Annotated in this window: 29 protein-coding genes; 9 read left to right on the top strand and 20 right to left on the bottom strand. The window is 47.6% G+C overall.

Translation table 11 applies throughout. The features are described from left to right. Window positions 1-6 precede the first annotated feature (6 nt). A complete protein-coding gene (locus tag R70723_RS06625) occupies window positions 7-384 on the bottom strand; it encodes a PH domain-containing protein (RefSeq protein WP_039870768.1) in 378 nt (125 codons plus the stop codon). Window positions 385-834: 450 nt separating this feature from the next. On the opposite strand from R70723_RS06625, the gene abc-f reads away from it, so the two are divergent. Continuing rightward, window positions 835-2772, top strand: a complete 1938-nt coding sequence (gene abc-f, locus R70723_RS06620) for a ribosomal protection-like ABC-F family protein (protein ID WP_039870766.1) — start codon at window positions 835-837, stop codon at window positions 2770-2772. Window positions 2773-2829: 57 nt separating this feature from the next. Next, complete coding sequence (locus R70723_RS06615; protein WP_039870764.1) at window positions 2830-3303, top strand: ASCH domain-containing protein; 474 nt, start codon at window positions 2830-2832, stop codon at window positions 3301-3303. Between the two features lie 71 nt (window positions 3304-3374). Here the strand turns inward: R70723_RS06615 and R70723_RS06610 are convergent, their stop codons facing one another. The 4 genes from R70723_RS06610 to R70723_RS06600 all read right to left on the bottom strand — a co-directional run bounded on the left by R70723_RS06610 (window position 3375) and on the right by R70723_RS06600 (window position 5901). Then, a complete protein-coding gene (locus tag R70723_RS06610; protein WP_039870762.1) occupies window positions 3375-3758 on the bottom strand; it encodes a VOC family protein in 384 nt (127 codons plus the stop codon). A gap of 168 nt (window positions 3759-3926) precedes the next feature. After that, entirely contained in the window at window positions 3927-4082 is a 156-nt protein-coding gene (locus R70723_RS33715; RefSeq protein ID WP_179088006.1) for a hypothetical protein, read from the bottom strand. 202 nt (window positions 4083-4284) lie between these two features. Next, entirely contained in the window at window positions 4285-4902 is a 618-nt protein-coding gene (locus R70723_RS06605; protein ID WP_039870760.1) for an NUDIX hydrolase, read from the bottom strand. 45 nt (window positions 4903-4947) lie between these two features. Further along, window positions 4948-5901: a TRM11 family SAM-dependent methyltransferase gene (locus R70723_RS06600; RefSeq protein WP_039878346.1), complete on the bottom strand. Its 954-nt coding sequence runs from the start codon at window positions 5899-5901 to the stop codon at window positions 4948-4950. 263 nt (window positions 5902-6164) lie between these two features. On the opposite strand from R70723_RS06600, the gene R70723_RS06595 reads away from it, so the two are divergent. After that, window positions 6165-7520, top strand: a complete 1356-nt coding sequence (locus tag R70723_RS06595) for a dipeptidase (RefSeq protein WP_039870758.1) — start codon at window positions 6165-6167, stop codon at window positions 7518-7520. 72 nt (window positions 7521-7592) lie between these two features. On the opposite strand, the gene R70723_RS33930 is transcribed toward R70723_RS06595, so the two are convergent. The 3 genes from R70723_RS33930 to R70723_RS06585 all read right to left on the bottom strand — a co-directional run bounded on the left by R70723_RS33930 (window position 7593) and on the right by R70723_RS06585 (window position 8970). After that, window positions 7593-7706, bottom strand: a complete 114-nt coding sequence (locus R70723_RS33930) for a YjcZ family sporulation protein (RefSeq protein ID WP_209443652.1) — start codon at window positions 7704-7706, stop codon at window positions 7593-7595. 104 nt (window positions 7707-7810) lie between these two features. Then, window positions 7811-8353, bottom strand: a complete 543-nt coding sequence (locus R70723_RS06590) for a hypothetical protein (RefSeq protein WP_039870757.1) — start codon at window positions 8351-8353, stop codon at window positions 7811-7813. 398 nt (window positions 8354-8751) lie between these two features. Continuing rightward, window positions 8752-8970 (bottom strand): helix-turn-helix domain-containing protein, encoded by a 219-nt coding sequence (locus tag R70723_RS06585; RefSeq protein WP_039870754.1) that lies wholly within the window; start codon window positions 8968-8970, stop codon window positions 8752-8754. Between the two features lie 132 nt (window positions 8971-9102). Between R70723_RS06585 and R70723_RS06580 the strand changes: the two genes are divergently transcribed. From R70723_RS06580 to R70723_RS06565, 4 genes are all read left to right on the top strand, one after another. Next, on the top strand, window positions 9103-9312 hold the full coding sequence (locus tag R70723_RS06580; protein WP_039870751.1) for a hypothetical protein: 210 nt from the start codon (window positions 9103-9105) through the stop codon (window positions 9310-9312). A gap of 247 nt (window positions 9313-9559) precedes the next feature. Next, complete coding sequence (locus R70723_RS33310) at window positions 9560-9715, top strand: hypothetical protein (protein WP_156123791.1); 156 nt, start codon at window positions 9560-9562, stop codon at window positions 9713-9715. Window positions 9716-9836: 121 nt separating this feature from the next. Continuing rightward, window positions 9837-10079 carry a DUF7667 family protein gene (locus tag R70723_RS06570; RefSeq protein WP_039870746.1) on the top strand — a complete coding sequence of 81 codons (243 nt, stop codon included), beginning with the start codon at window positions 9837-9839 and terminating at the stop codon, window positions 10077-10079. Further along, window positions 10076-10303, top strand: a complete 228-nt coding sequence (locus R70723_RS06565; RefSeq protein ID WP_039870742.1) for a KOW domain-containing RNA-binding protein — start codon at window positions 10076-10078, stop codon at window positions 10301-10303. Before R70723_RS06570 ends, R70723_RS06565 begins: the two co-directional genes overlap by 4 nt. Before the next feature lie 43 nt (window positions 10304-10346). Here the strand turns inward: R70723_RS06565 and R70723_RS06560 are convergent, their stop codons facing one another. Together R70723_RS06560 and R70723_RS06555 are read right to left on the bottom strand one after the other, a co-directional pair. After that, window positions 10347-10742 carry a YhjD family protein gene (locus R70723_RS06560; RefSeq protein WP_052421202.1) on the bottom strand — a complete coding sequence of 132 codons (396 nt, stop codon included), beginning with the start codon at window positions 10740-10742 and terminating at the stop codon, window positions 10347-10349. A gap of 12 nt (window positions 10743-10754) precedes the next feature. Continuing rightward, on the bottom strand, window positions 10755-11039 hold the full coding sequence (locus tag R70723_RS06555) for a hypothetical protein (protein ID WP_039870740.1): 285 nt from the start codon (window positions 11037-11039) through the stop codon (window positions 10755-10757). Window positions 11040-11282: 243 nt separating this feature from the next. Here R70723_RS06555 and R70723_RS06550 point away from each other — a divergent pair, with 243 nt between their 5' ends. Next, window positions 11283-11765 carry a hypothetical protein gene (locus tag R70723_RS06550; protein WP_039870736.1) on the top strand — a complete coding sequence of 161 codons (483 nt, stop codon included), beginning with the start codon at window positions 11283-11285 and terminating at the stop codon, window positions 11763-11765. A gap of 650 nt (window positions 11766-12415) precedes the next feature. On the opposite strand, the gene R70723_RS33305 is transcribed toward R70723_RS06550, so the two are convergent. The 4 genes from R70723_RS33305 to R70723_RS06530 all read right to left on the bottom strand — a co-directional run bounded on the left by R70723_RS33305 (window position 12416) and on the right by R70723_RS06530 (window position 15099). Then, complete coding sequence (locus tag R70723_RS33305; RefSeq protein ID WP_156123790.1) at window positions 12416-12592, bottom strand: hypothetical protein; 177 nt, start codon at window positions 12590-12592, stop codon at window positions 12416-12418. A gap of 180 nt (window positions 12593-12772) precedes the next feature. Beyond that, window positions 12773-13282: an SLATT domain-containing protein gene (locus R70723_RS06540; RefSeq protein ID WP_039870732.1), complete on the bottom strand. Its 510-nt coding sequence runs from the start codon at window positions 13280-13282 to the stop codon at window positions 12773-12775. A 16-nt stretch (window positions 13283-13298) separates the two neighbouring features. Next, on the bottom strand, window positions 13299-13943 hold the full coding sequence (locus R70723_RS06535; RefSeq protein ID WP_039870730.1) for a hypothetical protein: 645 nt from the start codon (window positions 13941-13943) through the stop codon (window positions 13299-13301). Further along, a complete protein-coding gene (locus tag R70723_RS06530; protein ID WP_039870728.1) occupies window positions 13894-15099 on the bottom strand; it encodes a hypothetical protein in 1206 nt (401 codons plus the stop codon). Before R70723_RS06530 ends, R70723_RS06535 begins: the two co-directional genes overlap by 50 nt. Window positions 15100-15455: 356 nt before the next feature. Between R70723_RS06530 and R70723_RS06525 the strand changes: the two genes are divergently transcribed. Next, window positions 15456-15767, top strand: a complete 312-nt coding sequence (locus R70723_RS06525) for a hypothetical protein (protein ID WP_039870726.1) — start codon at window positions 15456-15458, stop codon at window positions 15765-15767. Window positions 15768-15812: 45 nt separating this feature from the next. On the opposite strand, the gene R70723_RS06520 is transcribed toward R70723_RS06525, so the two are convergent. The 6 genes from R70723_RS06520 to R70723_RS33295 all read right to left on the bottom strand — a co-directional run bounded on the left by R70723_RS06520 (window position 15813) and on the right by R70723_RS33295 (window position 18481). Continuing rightward, window positions 15813-16019 (bottom strand): hypothetical protein, encoded by a 207-nt coding sequence (locus R70723_RS06520; protein WP_039870723.1) that lies wholly within the window; start codon window positions 16017-16019, stop codon window positions 15813-15815. A 1-nt stretch (window position 16020) separates the two neighbouring features. Continuing rightward, on the bottom strand, window positions 16021-16878 hold the full coding sequence (locus tag R70723_RS06515) for a M15 family metallopeptidase (protein ID WP_039870720.1): 858 nt from the start codon (window positions 16876-16878) through the stop codon (window positions 16021-16023). After that, a complete protein-coding gene (locus R70723_RS33300) occupies window positions 16850-17251 on the bottom strand; it encodes a hypothetical protein (RefSeq protein ID WP_156123789.1) in 402 nt (133 codons plus the stop codon). The genes R70723_RS06515 and R70723_RS33300 overlap by 29 nt, the downstream gene beginning before the upstream one ends. Before the next feature lie 186 nt (window positions 17252-17437). Continuing rightward, window positions 17438-17737, bottom strand: a complete 300-nt coding sequence (locus tag R70723_RS06505) for a hypothetical protein (protein WP_039870715.1) — start codon at window positions 17735-17737, stop codon at window positions 17438-17440. Between the two features lie 95 nt (window positions 17738-17832). Next, on the bottom strand, window positions 17833-17937 hold the full coding sequence (locus R70723_RS33710; RefSeq protein ID WP_197071795.1) for a CD1375 family protein: 105 nt from the start codon (window positions 17935-17937) through the stop codon (window positions 17833-17835). After that, window positions 17930-18481 carry a hypothetical protein gene (locus R70723_RS33295; RefSeq protein ID WP_052421201.1) on the bottom strand — a complete coding sequence of 184 codons (552 nt, stop codon included), beginning with the start codon at window positions 18479-18481 and terminating at the stop codon, window positions 17930-17932. Before R70723_RS33295 ends, R70723_RS33710 begins: the two co-directional genes overlap by 8 nt. Window positions 18482-18515: the final 34 nt, after the last annotated feature.

The raw sequence follows: 18515 nt of genomic DNA, 5'->3' as shown, positions 1-18515 counted from the left end.
GCAATATTATTTCAGAATGTACTGCGACAGCACCGCCTGCACCTCATAAATATTGACCGATTTGTTGAACGTCTTCTTCAGCGGCAGCGTACTGCTCGATACATACAGGCACAGCTCGGCATCCAGGTCAAAGTGGCCCGCCGTTTCCACGGAATAATGGGAGATGCTTTTGTAGGGAATGGAATGATACTGTGTTTTTTTACCGGTCACACCTTGTTTATCGACAAGAATCAGCCGTTTATCCGTAAAAATAAACATATCCCGGATCAGCTTATAGGCCCGCTCAATTTTCTCACCGGGAGCCAGAATCCGTGCATACTCACGCTGTACATCAGCAAGCTCCACCTGGGTGGCATTGCCCAGCAGACCGTCAAAAATCGTCATATCCCCGCCTCTTTCCTCAGCAAAGTTTCCGGGCGCCGCCGCGCCCTTTTTACATCCTACTTGTGCCGTCAACAATATATGATTACCGTCACCCTGCTTTTTTCTCTTGCATCTTCCGCCGATATTGGTTAAACTAACCTTAAATTTGTAAAAAGGAGGTGTGGAGGAATGGATCGCAATTGGACCAACAGTGTTATTAGCCGGCTGCCTATCGCTATGGCTGGCATCGTTCATGTAAAAGCCGACAACGGGAGAAGTCTGTCCATTTACAAGAATCTAATAACACTACACAATTGTGAAATGCCTTTCCAGCCACACTTCAACGGATAAGCGATACTACCGGAGAAGGTTCAGGCCGCGGGGAAATTTCCTCGCGGTCTTTTTGTGTCCATTTTCGACCCACTATCCGGGAGAACAGCGGCGGCAGGCATCAAATAAAGGAGAATACCTATGATTATCTCATGCCAAAATGTCCAGAAATACCACGGTGCCCAGCTTGTCCTGAGCGACATCACCTTTGATATCCGTCAGGGAGAAAAAATCGGCCTGATCGGCCGCAACGGCTGCGGCAAAACCACCCTGTTCCGCCTGCTGAGCGGAGAAGAACGCCCGGATCAGGGCCAGATCTCCCTCCGCCGGGGCAGTATCGTCGGCCTGCTGGCGCAGATTCAGGCGGCCGAGAACCGGGAAACCGTCTATGCTGTGCTCCAGCGCAGCTTCGCTGAGCCTCTTGCCTGGCAGAGCCGCCTGCGGGAGCTGGAGCAGCAGATGTCCGGACTTGATGCCGGGACGGACGAAGCAGCCTGGAACAGGCTGCTTAAGGAATACGGCGCCCTGCAGGAGAAATTCGAGGCAGCCGGCGGATACGAAATCGATGCCTCCATCCAGCGGGTCGCCTCAGGGCTTGGCATCCCCGCCACCCAATATGAGCGCGAATTCGCCTCCCTCTCCGGCGGCGAGAAAACCAAGGTCGGCCTGGCAGAGCTGCTGCTGCGCCGCCCGGATGTGCTGCTGCTTGATGAGCCGACCAACCATCTGGATATGGGGGCTATCGAATGGCTGGAGCAATATCTCCTGGCCTACGAAGGTACCGTGCTGGCGATTTCTCATGACCGCTATTTCCTCGATGCCGTAGTCAAAAAGGTAGTCGAAATCGAAGATGGCGAAGCCGTCACCTATCACACCAATTACAGCGGCTATCAGGTGGAAAAGGAAGCCCGGCTGCTTCAGCAGTTCGCCGATTACCAGGAGCAGCAGAAGAAGATCAAGCAGATGCAGGAAAGCATCAAACGGCTGATTGAATGGGGTAACCGTTCCAATCCGCCTAATCCCTCCTTCCACCGCCGGGCTGCCTCCATGCAGAAGGCGCTGGACCGGATGGTCAAGATCAAGCGTCCGATTCTGGAGCGCAAAGCAATGGATCTGCAGCTGCAGCAGGAGGACCGGACCGGCAACCAGGCTGTCATCCTCGACCGGATCAGTAAAAGCTACGGCAGCCGGACCCTCTTTACCGGCGCCAGCGACATTCTGAGATACGGCGAAACGGCCGCGCTGATCGGCGGCAACGGCGCCGGCAAAAGCACGCTGCTGCGGATGATTCTCGGCCAGGAGACGCCGGACAGCGGCAGCTGCACGCTCGGCTCGCGGGCGGCTGTCGGTTACCTTGCCCAGGAGGCTGTGCCCGAGGACGGCAAGCTGTCCGTGCTCCGCTACTTCCGCGAGGAAGCCGGCATGGAAGAGGGCGAAGCCCGCGGGCAGCTTGCCCGCTTCCTCTTCTACGGCAGCGATGTGTTCAAGACTATCGCGGGTCTGTCCGGCGGGGAATGGACGCGGCTGCGCTTCGCGGTGCTGATGCACCGCCGGCCGAACCTGCTTATCCTGGATGAGCCGACCAACCATCTGGATATCGATTCCCGCGAAGCGCTGGAGGAGGCCTTGGAGGAATTCCCGGGCACAGTGCTGGCCGTATCCCATGACCGCTATTTCATCAACCGCTGCTTCGGGAAGCTGTGGGCGATCGAAGACGGCCGGTTCCATGCTTTTAACGGAAACTATGAGTATTACAAGGAGAAGCAGGCGGAGCAGGCAGCTTCTGTCTCCAGTGTGCCTGCGTCTACCGAAAGCCACGGTGCCGGAAAGAGCATACAACGCAAGGCTTCAGCTCCGGCAAGCAGCATAGACCCCTCCCGCAAACAGCGCTCAGCTGCAGCCTGGGAGCAGGACATCGCCGCTGCCGAAGAGCGGCTCGGCCGGATTGACGCCGAAATGCTTGAGCCCGGCATCGCCAGTGATGCATTAAAGCTGGCTGAGCTGCAGCACACCCGTGACACGGCCCAGTCTGAGCTGGATGAGCTATACACAGCCTGGATGGACGAAACGGAGCAGTGAGATAAGACCTAAGGGATATTCACCCATTACAACAATAAAAGGATAAAGGTGAGAACAATGACACAAAACACAGCAATAACAGAATATTGGAATGGTTACGTAGAGGAGCACCCGGAGGCGGCAGATCAATTTGACAGCGCCTGGGCGTTCGGCGACAATCCGCGGCTCGCGGATGAGCTGCTCGGTCTGGTGCTGCAGGGAATCAAAACAGGAACCGCTTCTAATGAGGCCCTGTTTGAAATTCAAGAGCAGAAGCCTCCGTTTGTAGGCGGACATTCGGTTCTGCTCGACGGTGAGGGTAATCCGCGGGCCATTATCGAGACCATAAAGGTCGAGAGTGTACCCTTCAACGAAGTGACTGCAGAATTCGCCTACTCCGAGGGTGAGGATGACCGTTCCCTGGAGTCGTGGCGCTACGAGCACGAGGTTTATTTTACAAGAGAGTTCAAGCGCTACGGCATGTCCTTTGATCCCGCGATGAAGGTCGTGTGCGAGAACTTCCGTGTAGTGCATGTAAAGCAGCACCCTTAAGCTAATGCAAAATGGCTGCGGCTCCTTGAGTAAGGGGCTACAGCCATTTTTTTGTGTAACAGCAGTATGTATCAGGCTTGCTTGATTCCAAAAGCGATCCACCGGCCATCCAAATCCTCGATGACAAATTCCCGGTTGCCGTAATCTGTATCAGTTAATGTACGGATGAACGTAACACCAGCTTCTTCTAGCGCATCCTGAAGCCTGCTCTGATTCCGGGTAATGAAATATGCATCATATCCATAGCCATAAAGCTCGCGGTTAGGTATAACAGGACGCCCGCCTGAATCCGTGAGAATAATTTCAGTGGAATCCCGGTACAGGCAGATATGCGGTTCCTGCGTGTCCAGGTATGGCACTGCCCGGAACCCCAGCTTTTGTTCATAAAAAGCGGCAGTTGCTGTAATATCCGGAGTTCCAAAGATACTATGCGACTCCAGCAACCATTCTTTCATAACCAGTCTCCTCCACAAAAGATGTATATTCAGCGCTAAAATACTTCTCTAACCGCATGTAAAAATCCTTCTCTGCCAACCGCCAGAACCAAAAAGGCCGCTTCTTTTTCACAAAGAGGCAGCCTTTATCCATATAAGTTTATTTAGTGTACCTATTATTCAACAGTGTCACTTACCCCATATCCCCATGATCCAGCCGATTACCGAGATCCATAGGGGAATGCTGATCAGGACGCCCCATACCAGTCCAGCGGCAATATTACCCTCTGCAGGCCGTGCCTTGCTCTCCTGTGTAAGCGGAAGTCTCAACTCTTCTTGTTCCATTGCGATCCCCTCCTAAAATATCTTATCGTCACAGTAGAGGAAAAAATGTAGACCGCCTGGCCTAAAAAGATAGAATTTCCGCAACTAATTTTTAGATACAAAGGCTCAGCGGTTTATTTTGTAACTGCTTTCATAATATTTATTAACCAATTTTTGTCTAATAAAACTTATAATAGCCCTGCTCTTCATTATATGCAGCTGATTAGTCCAATATGACTGGTTTTTGAGGATTTTTGAGGAATTCGAACAGGGTTTTGACCTGCTTCTCCGTGTTGCGCTCCTGCGACAGCTCCGGAAGTTCATTTTCCGCAAAAAAGCCTACTCCGTCCGTCTCCACGCCCCCGGCCGCTTCCCCGCCCGTAATCCGGCACAGAATAAAAAATTTGTAGACATGATACGGCTCCGGCGGATGCTCATGGAACTTTTTGTCCAGCACCGCCAGCAGCCGCACCGCCTCCGCCTGATAGCCCGACTCTTCGGCAATCTCCTTGACCGCTACCTCACTCGGCGACAGGCCGATGTCTCCCCAGCCACCGGGCAGCGCCCAGTTCCCGTCAAGCTTTTCACGGACCAGCAGAATCTTATTATCCTGAAAAATAACCCCGCGGATATCCACCTTCGGCGTGCAATATCCCTCATCCCCTGCAAAGGCGAGACGGATTTTCTCCTTGCTCTCATAAGTATAGTTCGCCAGAATATCTACACTCAGCTCACGCAGCGCCTGGTAACGTTCGATATCGTAGACATCCTTCGCATAGGTAAGCCCGGTCTGGGCAATGGCCTGGATTTCCTTGGCCCATGTTAACCATTTCTCTTCCATAGCTGGTACCTCCACTTCAAGGTTAAGTTTAATGACGGATTACTTCTACACGCACAGCATCAAATGCCGGGAAAAAGCGCCCTTCCGGGCCACGCAGCGGTCGATAATCTCGAATCCGGCCCTGCTGATCATCTCATCCATCGCCTCAATCGCTACAATGACAACCCGGTCAGCGATTCTGCGGGCGTTGACAAGAATATCAAACTGCTCCTCCGGTGTAATGCTGGAGTACAAATTATAGGGCATGTCCACAATCGCCGCATCATAATGCTCCGTAATGTCTGCGATATCCCCTAGAGTGACCGGGGCACTGAAGCCGAAATGGTCAATGTTGGTCCGTGCGCCCTGCGCAATGAACGGATTGATGTCCCGGCCGACGATATCAATTCCCATGGACAGCGCCTCGATCATAACCGTCCCGATGCCGCAGCAGGGATCGATAGCCCGGATACCCTCCGGCTGCGGTACAGCCATGTTAACTGCCGCGCGGGCTACGCGTGTGCTGAGGGCAATGGAATAGCTGCGCGGCTTCTTGATCTGGCGGAACCAGGTTGCATTGTTCTTGTGATAGGTCCCGAAATACCAGCGACCGCCCAAAGTCACGATGCCATACACTAGCTCCGGACGGTTCACGTCCGCCTCGCCCTCAATGCGGAGGCCAATTTCCCGCTCGATCACCCGGCGTTCGTTATATTCTATTTTTTGCTCAGGCGGCAGGTCATTGGTTTTTACAAAAATGACCTTGAACGTCTTTCCGTTCAGCTCAACCTGCTCAGTCTGGTCATAGATTTCCGGCAGGCTGTCGCCTGTGTACATGACCTCGATCATTTCCTTGATGAACGGGCTGCGGCTGGGCTCCACCCGGATTCCGCTCCCGAAGATGCCCTGCGGAATATTCTTACCGAACAGGCAACGCAGCTCCATCCCGCATAAATCCTGCTCGTCCCCCGAGCACGCATACGTATAAATATAAGCAGGATCTGCTTCCTGCCGGTTCAATTGCCCTTCCTGCTCCTTGCCTGGCTCCATGTTTACTGACACTGTCACTTCCGCTCCTGTCTGCTCATAAGTCAGTTAAGTCTAGCATGGTTATGGGGTGTAATCAATAACTGCAGGACTGCTTTGATTCCGGGAGCTTCTCCAGTATAATGAAGGCATTACACTGCCAAACCAGCCGGTGGTCAATTAACGGCCCGGTTTGAGGTTTTGAGCTTTACCTGACGGTTATGCGCAGCGAAACTCCAAGGAGGTACATATCCCTTATGTCCTATGAACAATATTTTCAGGCTGAGCGTGAAGCCCAGCTGGCTGAACTGAAGCAATGGCTGTCCATTCCAAGTATTTCTGCCCTTTCTGTACACAAGGAGGATGTTCAATCCGCCGCTGTCTGGCTAACTGAAACCCTAAAGCGCGCCGGTCTGGAGAACATTGAAATCCACCCTACGGCAGGTCATCCCGTTGTTTATGCGGACTACCTGCATGCTCCCGGTAAACCGACGGTTCTGGTATACGGCCACTATGATGTGCAGCCTGTTGATCCGCTGAATCTCTGGACAACCCCTCCGTTTGAGCCGGAGATCCGTGACGGCAAGCTGTATGCGCGCGGAGCCACCGATGATAAAGGCCAGGTGTTCATGCACATCAAGGCAATTGAGGCCATTCTCAAGCAGGAAGGCACTCTCCCTGTTAACATCAAGCTCTGCATCGAAGGCGAAGAGGAAATCGGCAGCGTGAATCTGCCTCCTTTCCTGGAAGCTAATCAGGACAAGCTGGCCGCTGATGCCGTGCTGGTATCCGATACTGCCCTGCTCGAGCGCGGACGCCCGGCGATCTGCACCGGACTGCGCGGTTTATGCTCCATGGAAGTTAGCGTTCATACCGCTTCCACCGACCTGCACTCCGGCTCGTACGGCGGCGGGGTACCCAATGCGCTGCATGCTCTGGTGTCCCTGCTCAGCTCCCTGCATGATGATCAAGGCCGCGTAGCTGTGGAAGGCTTCTACCAGGGCGTGCCTGAGCTGTCCGCTTCTCTGCGTGAGGAATTTGACAAGCAGGGCGTAAATGAAGAGAAGATCAGAGAATCCCTCGGTCTGGAGCAGCTCTACGGTGAAGAAGGCTACAGCTTTGTTGAGCGTGTAGGTGCCCGTCCGACCCTTGAGCTTAACGGCGTCTACGGCGGATTCCAGGGTGAAGGCAGCAAGACCGTCATTCCTAAAGAAGCCCATGCCAAAATCACCTGCCGTCTCGTCGGTGACCAGGACCCGCAGCATATCCTTGACGCTGTGGAAGCACACCTGAAGGCCAATATCCAGAAGGGCGCTACTGTAAAGGTACAGCAGATGGAAAAAGCCCGCGCCTTCAACATTGATCCGTCTGATCCGATTCTGCAGACCGCAGCGGATGCTTTTGGCAAAGTATACGGTACACGCGCCCTCTTTACCAAAGACGGCGGCTCGATCCCGATCATGGAGAGCTTCTCCCGCATTCTGAAGGCACCGGTTGTGCTGATGGGCTTTGGCCTGGATGATGAGAACCTGCATGCGCCGGATGAGCACTTCAATCTGGAGAACTTTGATAAAGGCCTGCTGACCATCGTCGAGTTCCTCAAAACCGTCTAACACAGTTAAACTCAACAACAAAAGCCAGGGTCTCCGCATAGCGCGGGAACCCTGGCTTCTCATTTTACAGAACTACAGTACAAAAGCCTTGGAGATGATAACCAGCAGAATAAACAGGACCAGAATTGCAGCCGTAGAAGTCATTCCGCCGAAGCCTCCGCCATAACCAGCAACGTTCTCGCTCATGGATCTTTCCTCCTTTGCAAGTGGGTACAGCTTAGAATATGCCTGCTGGCTTTGTATTGACTGGGTTCAAGCCATGAATTATTTTGGAGCTCTGCTCACGTATCTTATCTAAACGTCATCGCCATTTGCCTGTCGGTTAGCAGAATGGTGTCGGCGCTTCCTTCGCCATCAAATAAAACGGAAATTAAATAGATTTTTGTATCATCGTCAAATGCTTTGGCCCATTCTGTTCCTTGTATAAACTGCTTATTGTCTGAATCGTACGCATAATCCAGGTTCTTCTCAAGATCACTCAGAGCTTGATCTCCGTAAATCTTCCTAATCTCGTCACTTTGCATGCCTACTTTCATACCGCCGGCCGTCTCATAAGCAGATTCTGATTCCTCAGTAAGATAAATGCCTGCCACATTATCATCCCGGTACATAACCCTTACTCCAGAGCTATAGGAGAATGAATCACCAAGACCGGCTTTTTCACCCTGGCCGAGCACCTTCTCCGCAGCTTCACGGCTCATTCCATATTTAACAACCGCTTTATCATCATTCACCTTTTGTATGGCTAAATCTTTCGTGGTAAGACCGGCATCCGAAGATCCGCAGGCAGTTAGTACAACTACCAACAGCAATGCTAAAATTCCCTTATGCATATCCATCCCTCCAGATTACTTTCCTAAAGTTTACCATACAGATTAAGAAAACCAAAAAAAGCCCGCTGCCATTAAGGCTGCCCTTTCCCCCGAACTGTGAGAAAAATGCTGTAACGAGCTGGCCGCGTATGTCTGGGCTTCAAAGCTATAATTAAACAAAGAAAAAACCCTTGTTCGACAAGGGCTTCGGCATTTCTGTATAAGCGGGTGATGGGAATCGAACCCACGCTATTAGCTTGGAAGGCTAACGGGGTGGTTTGACACTTAAGGTCAGTAGGAGAAAAGTGGCTTCTTATATAGAAGAAAGATATTAATCGACCCACTTTAAACGCCTATTCGTGACAAAAGGAATTAAATTAAATGCCCCATTTTTGCCCCATTGAAAGAGCCGCCCGGGATCACTCCTGTGGCGGCTCTTTTTCATATTCAATTAGATCAGAAATACTATCTAAATCCAAAGCGATCATGATTTTATTGAGGTTCTCAGGTGACCACGCCTTTGATTTATTGTCAGCCATATCTGAAATGGTTGGATATCTGATCCCCGTCATTTTGGATAGCTGGTTTGCATTCAGTCTTTTCTCATACATTAGCTTGTCCAACTTTAGTTTTAACATAGGCTCACCTCAACTTTAATATACTCGAGTTCAAGAAAATATTCAACGATTATCGCACATTTTTTATACGATATTCGTTTACTTTTATTCGATTTTCGTATATAATAAATATATAGAGAGGAGGTGATACACATGGATAAAGTAACAGCCGGAGCTTTTGAAAAGCTCCAGAAACGCGAACACCTCCTGAGAGTAGCCCGCGAACGATTCGCACTCGGTCGCAGCTCCCGGGAGGAGTTCAGAACTCGGCAGGCAGAGATTCTCCAGCAATTCGCGCTAACGGAAGCGGAGGAAGCAGCCTACGAGCTTTACAGTAAGATTACCAAACAACGCCGGATGTAGCAAGTCAAGGAGGAGCTGAAAGGCTCCTCTCCTAAATATAATCGGAGGAGGAATTTATTTTGAAACCTCGCCGTCTAAGTGGTTATCTGGATTACGCTGTCAAAGATAATGTGATTTTCCCCCTGCTTCTGGTTAACGAAGCTTTGTTTAGCGCCTTAATAGATGCAAACGAAGCAGGGACAGTTCAAATAATTCACAGGCAACGAAAGAATAAATACGCCGGCGGGTATACGCGGGAGGGATAAGGATGAAGAAAGAGGTTGTTCTAAGTCGTTTCGGAACTGAGCAGGAAGCTCTCAGTTATCGGTTCCTTGCTCAGCAGATCCACATGGCTGAGTTGTTCGTGGCAAACATGCCTGATGATTATAACCCTGGAGAATGGGCGGTTTACTACTTCAGATAAAACGTGGCTACGGCCCCACTAAAGGAGGATACGACATGCTGAACATAAACACACGGGTTATTGTAGGCGCGGAACTGGTACTGTCTGTGGTCGCTCTGGTCAAGGCTCGGGGGCGGCGCTAATGCTGCCCGCACACTTAAGATTGGCAGAACTGTACCGGCTGCATAAGGCAGGCAAGCTTACGGAAGCTTACGGCCCGGAGCTGCTGCAATGTCTGGCCATCAATGAGCGGTACTGCTGGGATACCATGAAGCTGCGGCAGCTCACGAATGTTGCAGCTTCAACTCAGGACACTGAATGGCTGAACAGCCTGCGGATCCGCGAAGATGCCCTGCAGCTGACCGGGAGGGCACCGACCTTATGAAATGGGAAGAGCTGAAGCCAGGGCAGCCGGTGAAAATCAATGCCGGCTATCATACAGGCAAGACCGGCATAGTAGTGGCGGTAGGAACATTTGAGGGCGGTCCGTACCGGATCGGGGCGCTGGTGGATATTGCGGAGCCTCTGCTAATCATTATAAGACCCGAGTCGCTGGAGGAGTTGCCGCAGAAGCCGCTGCCTTCAGGCTGGGAAGAGTTTGAGATTTAAGCGTAAAAACCCCTAACAGCCATCACGGTCAATAGGGGTTCTTTCATTTTAAATGATCCTGCAGTGCCTGGCCGACCTCAGCTGTATATTGAGTGAGCCGCAGCCGGATCTCTGTCTTCATAACCTCACGCATCAGACCGAAACGCTCTTGGTACCCACGGTAAAGAATTTTAAAGTACATGATCTGGTCAGCAGCTTCATCGTCTACCACTTTGATGTTCCGCCGTTTTAGATCTTGTTTAAGGGCATAGATGTCCTGCATGATCCGACTCTGTATAAATCGGCCGGCTATTATATAGGTCTGCCTGAGCACATTTCCTGAATGCTCAATTTCTTCAATGCTCTTACCGACCATCTGATCTATGTATGGCAATAGGATCAAATCCCGCACCATCGTCCGTTCTTCATTCGTCAACAAGCCTTTGCCTACCTCTATCATATGTAAGTCCTCCTAATGGTAAAGCCAGTAATCAATATTACCGCCGTCCCTGGCAGTCTGTGTGCCTCCCTGCGGCGTTGTATCGTATGGCACGTTCCTTTCCCAGCCCGCCAGCAATACAGCCGTCTGGATTGGCTTGGATGCATCCCAAAGGAAAACCCGCGGCGAACCGGTTGTAAGGCAGGTGGCCCGGATCCGTCCATCACGGATGTTATTAATTTCAATCTTCCTCTGTGTAATCTGCCCTGCTTTGTCCTGATACACGATTTCAACAGTTTGGCCAATGTTCATTTTCATGCTGACCGCTCCAAAAACAAGAACATTTGTTTGTATTATATGCCCAACAATCAATATTTAGCAATGGTGTGATTTTCCACAAAACTAGTAAAACCCGTTAAGGTTGACGGGTTTATACCGCTGCATTCGTACTGACGCTCCGGTGCTTCCGATCCGTGCAAAAATAGAATATCTATTTTTTTGTATAAAATAATTTGAATTGGAGAACATGTACTCGAGTTTTAATTCTAAGGAGGCTGTATTATGAAAATAAAAGTGACTACGTTGGATGATAATCTTAATGAAGAATTAAAGGAGTACGATCTAAGTGAATTAGAAGTTGATGATGACTGGTCAGATGAGACCATTAAACAAGTAGATACTACTTTGGAGGCTGCAAGCAAAGAATGTGAAGACAAAACAATAATGTCATTTGATTTGCCTGATGGAGTTACCTGCACCTGGAGGGGTTGTAGAGTTAGAATGCGAGTGCATCGCTTGTACGCGGAAGTGTGTTACCCCTCTGACACAGAAGAAGCTGTTAAAGAAGCGATAATGTCATGCTTTAAGGTTGGATTAAGAGCTGCCGCAGCAACTGTTAGCGCCGGAATAATTGTCCCTGCAGTACTTAAGGCGGCAGTCGCGGCAGCTGCCCCCGCCTTTAAGGGGGCATTTGTAACTTGTATGGCTTCCAAAATGTCTGATGCAATTACAGTTGATGTTAAATATGAGAGTTACCGCCGATAATTTGGCTTCTCAAAGTTTTTGCCCCCTTCGACCTATGTGTTTAAGGGGGCAGATACACATTAATCAGAAGATAAAAAAACATTTTCAATATTCTGGGTTATCACAATCCTCATCACTACCAGAGTCCCAAGAATCGCATTAACTGCTGCTGTGACCTCGTCATACTTAACCGGGGACTAATTTAAACCCAAAGATGGCCCATACAACCTGCACACCTAACAGAACGGCTACTGTCAGGGTTAACCACATACGGAACTGGACCAGTCTGCCTTGCTCAGGATGCCTGTATTCTCAGAGTTTATAATATAAGCAAAAAAGCCTATCGACCGATTAAGGTTAATGGGCTTTTATTGAGGTCTGAGGTGATGTTTAGGTGATTTTTTATTATTATGTCCCAGCTCATGTTAGTTATTCCGAAGGTCATTATATGTATGCTCTAAATTCAAAACTTTGTCTGACGAAAAACGATCCGGATAGCTTAATGGAATCAGGCGTGAATTTCTCAACAAACCCACCATAATCAATAAGGTGCCCGTCTGGATCCGGTTCTTCCCGGTACCAAACAGATACTTTTGATTGTGCGAAGGCAGCAGTTAGGAAGTCTATATCACTCTCAAGGACTTTATATGTAGTACTCAAACAATCACATCCTAACCTGCAGAAACGAATTGAATAACTCCAATTACTGTAAGAATAATAAAAAATCCAATAATAATGCTTAATGCGGTCCAAACAAACTTTCTAGGTCCGTTAGCAGATGATTTCTCTAGCCTTGAAATTCGTTCTTCAAGCTCGTGTATCTTTTTATCTGGATCATGATTATTCACAAAAGCCCCTCCAAACATTAATTCTTAACATTCCACTTGAATTTATTATAATTAATCTGGAACATTATGTATATGTAGGTAAGGAAATTTCCTTAACGTAAAACCCCCCCACTAATGCGGGGGGTGGGAAAGTATTATTTAATAAAGACTATCTTATTAGTATGTATTGATTTTTTATTACTAGGTTGATGGTTCTGTCGAGTTCTCTTTTTTCCCTTCATCCTTCGAAGTGTTTCGTTCTTGGCTGTATTCTTCGTGAATAACATCATATCTTGACTTAAAGCTCTCAAAGTCTGTAATTTTACAATTCTCTTTTTGGATTAGGTGTAAACTAATATCCTTATATAATAAACTAAGTTTTTGAATAATTGAAAATTCTTGTGTCGATCTAATTTGATAATTGGCAAAGGCATCCCACGTATTAACAGCAGTTAATAACGCACTTAAAATAACAGCAATATTCTTCACTAAATTCACAACAGGCACACCATTTAATTCGGCTTCTGAATTAAAAGTCAAACCAAGGATGATTGTTATTAAGGCGGATAAAACTATCGTAGTTATTTTAAGCCACTTTGCCCAATGTCTAAAATCAGTTCCTGCTGCTTTACTACCATTCATGTCAGCTTTTATGATTTCGGCTAAATATTTTAATTTAGTACTTGATTCTAAGTGCTCATTTTGCTCCATCGGTTCACCTAATTTATTATGAATGTATAAATGTCGTCATTTCAAGCAAGAAAGGGTCTGTAATAATAGGTTGTTCACTATTTTGGTTAATTTCAATTACTTGTTCTAAAGTCACAGTGTTGATAACTGTGTTCTCCCCTCCACTTGTAGTGGACTCAATATTGATGGAAGATGAAGGGGATTCCAACTTTAAATCATCAGGCATCCTATTTATTGCATCAAATGCACAATTAGGATCATATACATTATCTTCAACAACATTCTCATAAATCTTTTCCTTAAGGTGAAAGTATATTTTAATGTAACGTTTAATTTCATTCGAGTTATAGCTTTTTGCGCATTCGTCGCAAAACAACCTATAATTTACTTCTCTTGAACTATCGGCATCCAAATATATGCGTTCTCCACAAGTCAAAGTACTACATTCAAAAAAATAAACTAATTCAAAAATACCTCCCTCTCTAGCATAATACATAAAGAATCGGAGAGCTTGGTCTGACTTAATACCAGCAAGATTAGCAAAATGAAAAGGGCTTAGATCTCTCTTGCTTTTATTGAGATTCCAATCAATAAACTCATCCAAATATTGAACTAAGGATAAAGAGAAATATCTAGATAATTGATTCTTCTGGAAAATGTTCAACAATTTTTCGTAATACATAATCTTCTTTCTCCTTTCTTCCAGTTCTTAACTTAGCATAATAATTGATTACAATAGTGCCAGTTCTTGATTCCATTCGCACATCTACAAAATTCTCTAATTTATTATTGATGATCCAATGAAATCCCCCTTCGTTCATTTTCTCCATTTCATGAATTATTTCTTTTAATTGCCAAAATGCTTTGTAACTATAAACAGGTAATCTCTTTTCAGCATTTGAGGATGCCTTGCTATGGTCACCTTCCCTGAAAGAAAACTTAAAAACCCATCCTTTTACAAAAATTTGAGACAACATTTTGCTGCTTATATCCTGATACACCACAGCCTTTATCTGTTCTATATACTCTTCCTTAATATCACTTAGACCAAGTGATGTTAAAAAATCAGTTATTAGTTTAATGTTTTGAGGCGGCATCTGCAGATCTAATAATTGTTCGGCTTCAAGGCTAAGTTCAGCAAACATGTTGTAAATTGTGGTTAATGCACTATCTTCATTCAAAGAAATAATATTTAAGTTAAGACATTGAAACGCTCTTCCGAAAGAAGTTAATCCACATACGGTGTCTTGAATAGATTTAATAATGCTTAATGGTTCACCGTTAATAAGAGTGAACTGCAATTGATTAAATTTAATCAAAACAAAATTAGACTCAAAATTTATATTGATGCCACAGAAAGCGCTCGTTGGACCGTTATCTTGTGCCAGAACATCTATCCGTAACAAAATGTGCAACGCTTTTAAAAAACCATTATCATTATATTCAACGCGTGTGGTACAAGGATTAATTTTATCTGTATTGTCATCCCAGTCAGTCAGACTCAAGTTAAAATTCAAAGAATTCTTTCCGTCAAAAAAATCATGCACATCATCAGCATCAAAATTAGCATTTAAACTACATTGATCAAATTGGTAAAGATAATGCAAATTGTTATTTGAATAATACAGCTGATCAAATAAAAAATTATCAAAGTCACTTGCTGAAAAGCTTACATCTTCATCAGCCAACTCTTCCTCAATCAATGTTTGATACTTAGTGTACCGCATTCTAGTAGTCGCAGCCTCAATTCTAGTTGATCGCCCTTTTACCTTGAAAGCAGTACAAAAATCTTTCAATTCTTGAATGTGTACATTTTTTAAAACTCTTTCAGTGATCAAAGATATCCCCCTCAGTTAAGGGGCGTCTGAAATGACTATTGATAAAAACGCTTTTGCAATTAGAAGATTACAATGGTATAATTAACTTAATTGCAAATTGATTTTTCAACAGACATTAAGGTAGCCGCCTTTTGTCTGTTTTTTATTTTACAATAAATTGTAGAATTTTGGTAGGGAATTTTTGTTACATTCGACCTATATGCTTCATAATATACGAACACAGGTTCTTATTCAAGTTTTTTAACTATCTATCTTGCAATGCCCACAAGCAAAGCCAGTGGGCATAATATTTATCGTACACAATACACTGAGATCATGTTAAGCTCGAACTAAAACCAATACAGGAGGAACTAGTTTTGGTCAGAGCTTTAAAAATCATAGCATATGCCGAGTTTGTGTCGGTGTACATTTTCGGGATCATTGTTGGTAACACCGCAGGTAAGTATACAGATTTTCCGTTAACTTTTAATAATTTTGCTTGGGGTATTATGCTATCCTACTGGATAGGTGGATTATTAATTTGTGTGTTTATCCTTGCGTTTGCTGCTATCCTGGATAACTTACAATCGATTAATCTAAGAGTACATAACATTGAAAAAGAGCTCTGTAATCAAAAGCAGCCTCGTTCTGATATCGAAGTCTCCTCAGCCTTAGCTCTAATTGATTAAATTTAAAGAACCCACCTCAAATACTAACGAGGTGGGTTCTTATTTTTATTCTTTATCTGAATTATTAGCATCCGTAATGGCTTCAGCCAGCATATATACGGCACAGGCACCTACAGCTGCTATGATTCCTGTAATTTTAACCGCTGTATCGTCTGAAGCACCTACGGCCCCCAGGATCGAGGTGGCCAATGCAGCAACCAGCGCCCAAAACTTACGACTGGACAACTTTGCTTTCCAATCCACTTTATTCACCTTAACCCTCCTTTCCGGCAGGCAGGATACCCGCTTGCCCCAATATCTTCATAAGCCGGTAAAAGTCAAAGCTGCCGCCTTCCGGCGTGTCGATCAGCCCAGCATTGTACGCCGCCTGAACGTATGGAGCTGCCCAATCCGGGATTTTAGCAAGGGCAGCCCTGTCCTCCAGCTTCTTGAGCCGCTCGCCTACCTTACCGATGCTGTTTCCCTGCTCTTGCACTGCTTGTTTAAGCACATCCTTGCTTTTAGTCAGGCTGGCTACTGTGGCCGCCAGATCCTTGACTTCAGACCGCAGCGCGGCCAGTTCCTTCTTTTCCTCAGCTGACAATTCATCCGCCTCCTCTTGTAATTTATCAATAACGGCATAAGCAGCAGCAATCTGCGCGGGTGTCGGCTGGGCCCCTGCCAGCAGCTTGGTAATCGACAGGCCAAAGGTTATCTGAAAATGAGGGTAATCCTTAAAACTGGTCCAGTCTCCTCCCCATTCAAACCCGAGCGCCTTAGCCTGCTGTACAACCTCCTGCCAATCGGCAATACCGTCCTTATCACCGTCACGCTTCATATCCCAGGATGCACCGGAACCGTCCGGCAGCAGCAGTGCAAAATCAACAGCCAGTCCGTAATTATGGTAGCTGTAACCGCCCCGGGCATTTGTAACGATGCTGCCCGGCTTCGTGCGGCCCTGCGCGTAAAGTCCGTCCTGCTCAGCCTTGGATCGGTACCCTTGTGTAATGATGATCTGTACTCCCCGAGCGTAAATGCGCTCAATAAGTGCTACAGCAGCTGCCACAACCACCGGGTGCAGATCAACAAGCCGGGCCTGTGATTTAAGCTTTACCTGAGCCAGTGTTAGCATCGTCGGTATCCTCCCTTTCCCGGACTGCCGGAAATATCATAAACAGATCCTGCCTGCGGGTATACATCAGCACGGTGAGGATCAGCAGCCCCAACGTTGTGCAGGTTTGAGCGACGGCCCAGGCATTGGACTTGAGGGCAGCATAAACAGAGTCGGCCCCGGCCCCGGTGACGTTGCTGAATCGAATCCAGAAGGCTACGGCCATCTTCACGGTGTAAGCTCCCAAGAACGCGAAAGCAGCCAGCATAAATAGGCTGACCACCCGTGCCCGGAAGCGAGTCCGAAAATATAAAAAAAGCGCGGCTATCAGCAGCAGCGCACAAGCAAATGAAATACCATATGCAATTAACAGCAAAATATCAATGCCCCCCATGATTAACACCCCGATCATAAATTAGAAATGGAGCAAATCCGTTATTTGCGATTTCCTCCTGAATTTCTTTGGACGTGTCCTTATATCGCTTGATTGAGAATGCGACCCTGCGGGACGCCTGCGCCAGCTCCTTCTCTCTCTTTTTGTGCTGGGGCGATAAACGTTTTATCCAGGAACTAAACACGGTTATCCTCCCCTATCCTCATCATTACCGCTGCTGGCGGCATGATCTATTTTGAGTCTCTGCAGCACCTCAAGCGTCGGTGCCATAAAGTCAGCTCGCTCTTTGTCCAGGATGCCCTGCAGCCGGTCCCTATCTTCCTCGGCCTTATCCAGCAGCTCCCGGGGCACCATTTTCCCGCTCCGAATATCCCGAATGATACTGAATATGATAAACAACAGGACGATAACCACAATATAAGCCAGGCCGTATTTGTCTGCGAGCGGTAGCAGCTTTTCGAGATTTGAAACACTATTGCTATCCATTCCCCCGCTCCCTTCTATTTCTATGGTTTAAAAAAGCCCCCACACCAGGTATGAGGGCAAAATAAAAACGCCTCAATGGGCGCTACCGTTATTCTCTATTCAGTTTCCAGCAGGGCGGCCACATCCGAACGAATAATCTCCGGCACCTGCTCCAACGTCCTGAGTCCTTTACGGATCAAGTTTACGTATACTTTAGCCATTGTCTTCTTCACCTCCCTCTGCGGGGGCTGCTGGGTCTTCCGGCGTTACAGGCTGCTGTCCGGCAAGCACCAGCTCATAAAGCTCAGCTAGACCGACCTGCGCTTCTACCGCCTCCCGTTTGGCTTCTTGCAGCTCCTCGTAGCTCTCTGCTAGTGCGGCCTGAGTGTCCAGCAACTGTGCCTCTGTCTCATTGAGCCGGGCAAGTGCGTCCGCAAGCTGCTGCGCGGTGTCAGCCGATCCAGTCTCCACGGCTTCTAACCGGCCTTCCAGTGGATTCGGCTGCGGGCCGGGGTAGGTAAACTCCAGGGTGCCGGACCCCGGATCTACCCGGTAGCTTTCGGCCTGCGCAAACTCGCGGGAGTGCTGGCCGTACTGCAGCTTAAGCACGCCGACCGTCTCCCGGACCCGCTGGGCCAGCTCCTTGATGGCAGCAAAATCCTGGTCTTCGGTTGGCTCTGTGTAGCTGCGGCCAACATACTCCCCGGTGTTGTGAATTACATTGCCGGTTGCCTTGTCATAATAAATTCTCATTCCGATTTGCATGTTGTAAAACCTCCAACGTTCATATTATAAAGCG

Origin of the sequence: Paenibacillus sp. FSL R7-0273 (assembly GCF_000758625.1) — a bacterium.
Taxonomy (GTDB): Bacteria; Bacillota; Bacilli; order Paenibacillales; family Paenibacillaceae; genus Paenibacillus_AQ.
The sequence above is the reverse complement of the archived record's forward strand: the minus strand, read 5'-3'. Positions and strand labels throughout refer to the sequence as shown.

Coding starts and splice junctions, on each gene's coding strand:
- R70723_RS06625 (WP_039870768.1), bottom strand. CDS start 384: ATGACGATTTTTGACGGTCTGCTGGGCAATGCCACCCAGGTGGAGCTT.
- abc-f (WP_039870766.1), top strand. CDS start 835: ATGATTATCTCATGCCAAAATGTCCAGAAATACCACGGTGCCCAGCTT.
- R70723_RS06615 (WP_039870764.1), top strand. CDS start 2,830: ATGACACAAAACACAGCAATAACAGAATATTGGAATGGTTACGTAGAG.
- R70723_RS06610 (WP_039870762.1), bottom strand. CDS start 3,758: ATGAAAGAATGGTTGCTGGAGTCGCATAGTATCTTTGGAACTCCGGAT.
- R70723_RS33715 (WP_179088006.1), bottom strand. CDS start 4,082: ATGGAACAAGAAGAGTTGAGACTTCCGCTTACACAGGAGAGCAAGGCA.
- R70723_RS06605 (WP_039870760.1), bottom strand. CDS start 4,902: ATGGAAGAGAAATGGTTAACATGGGCCAAGGAAATCCAGGCCATTGCC.
- R70723_RS06595 (WP_039870758.1), top strand. CDS start 6,165: ATGTCCTATGAACAATATTTTCAGGCTGAGCGTGAAGCCCAGCTGGCT.
- R70723_RS33930 (WP_209443652.1), bottom strand. CDS start 7,706: ATGAGCGAGAACGTTGCTGGTTATGGCGGAGGCTTCGGCGGAATGACT.
- R70723_RS06590 (WP_039870757.1), bottom strand. CDS start 8,353: ATGCATAAGGGAATTTTAGCATTGCTGTTGGTAGTTGTACTAACTGCC.
- R70723_RS06585 (WP_039870754.1), bottom strand. CDS start 8,970: ATGTTAAAACTAAAGTTGGACAAGCTAATGTATGAGAAAAGACTGAAT.
- R70723_RS06580 (WP_039870751.1), top strand. CDS start 9,103: ATGGATAAAGTAACAGCCGGAGCTTTTGAAAAGCTCCAGAAACGCGAA.
- R70723_RS33310 (WP_156123791.1), top strand. CDS start 9,560: ATGAAGAAAGAGGTTGTTCTAAGTCGTTTCGGAACTGAGCAGGAAGCT.
- R70723_RS06570 (WP_039870746.1), top strand. CDS start 9,837: ATGCTGCCCGCACACTTAAGATTGGCAGAACTGTACCGGCTGCATAAG.
- R70723_RS06565 (WP_039870742.1), top strand. CDS start 10,076: ATGAAATGGGAAGAGCTGAAGCCAGGGCAGCCGGTGAAAATCAATGCC.
- R70723_RS06560 (WP_052421202.1), bottom strand. CDS start 10,742: ATGATAGAGGTAGGCAAAGGCTTGTTGACGAATGAAGAACGGACGATG.
- R70723_RS06555 (WP_039870740.1), bottom strand. CDS start 11,039: ATGAAAATGAACATTGGCCAAACTGTTGAAATCGTGTATCAGGACAAA.
- R70723_RS06550 (WP_039870736.1), top strand. CDS start 11,283: ATGAAAATAAAAGTGACTACGTTGGATGATAATCTTAATGAAGAATTA.
- R70723_RS06540 (WP_039870732.1), bottom strand. CDS start 13,282: ATGGAGCAAAATGAGCACTTAGAATCAAGTACTAAATTAAAATATTTA.
- R70723_RS06535 (WP_039870730.1), bottom strand. CDS start 13,943: ATGTATTACGAAAAATTGTTGAACATTTTCCAGAAGAATCAATTATCT.
- R70723_RS06515 (WP_039870720.1), bottom strand. CDS start 16,878: ATGCTAACACTGGCTCAGGTAAAGCTTAAATCACAGGCCCGGCTTGTT.
- R70723_RS33300 (WP_156123789.1), bottom strand. CDS start 17,251: ATGGGGGGCATTGATATTTTGCTGTTAATTGCATATGGTATTTCATTT.
- R70723_RS06505 (WP_039870715.1), bottom strand. CDS start 17,737: ATGGATAGCAATAGTGTTTCAAATCTCGAAAAGCTGCTACCGCTCGCA.
- R70723_RS33710 (WP_197071795.1), bottom strand. CDS start 17,937: ATGGCTAAAGTATACGTAAACTTGATCCGTAAAGGACTCAGGACGTTG.
- R70723_RS33295 (WP_052421201.1), bottom strand. CDS start 18,481: ATGCAAATCGGAATGAGAATTTATTATGACAAGGCAACCGGCAATGTA.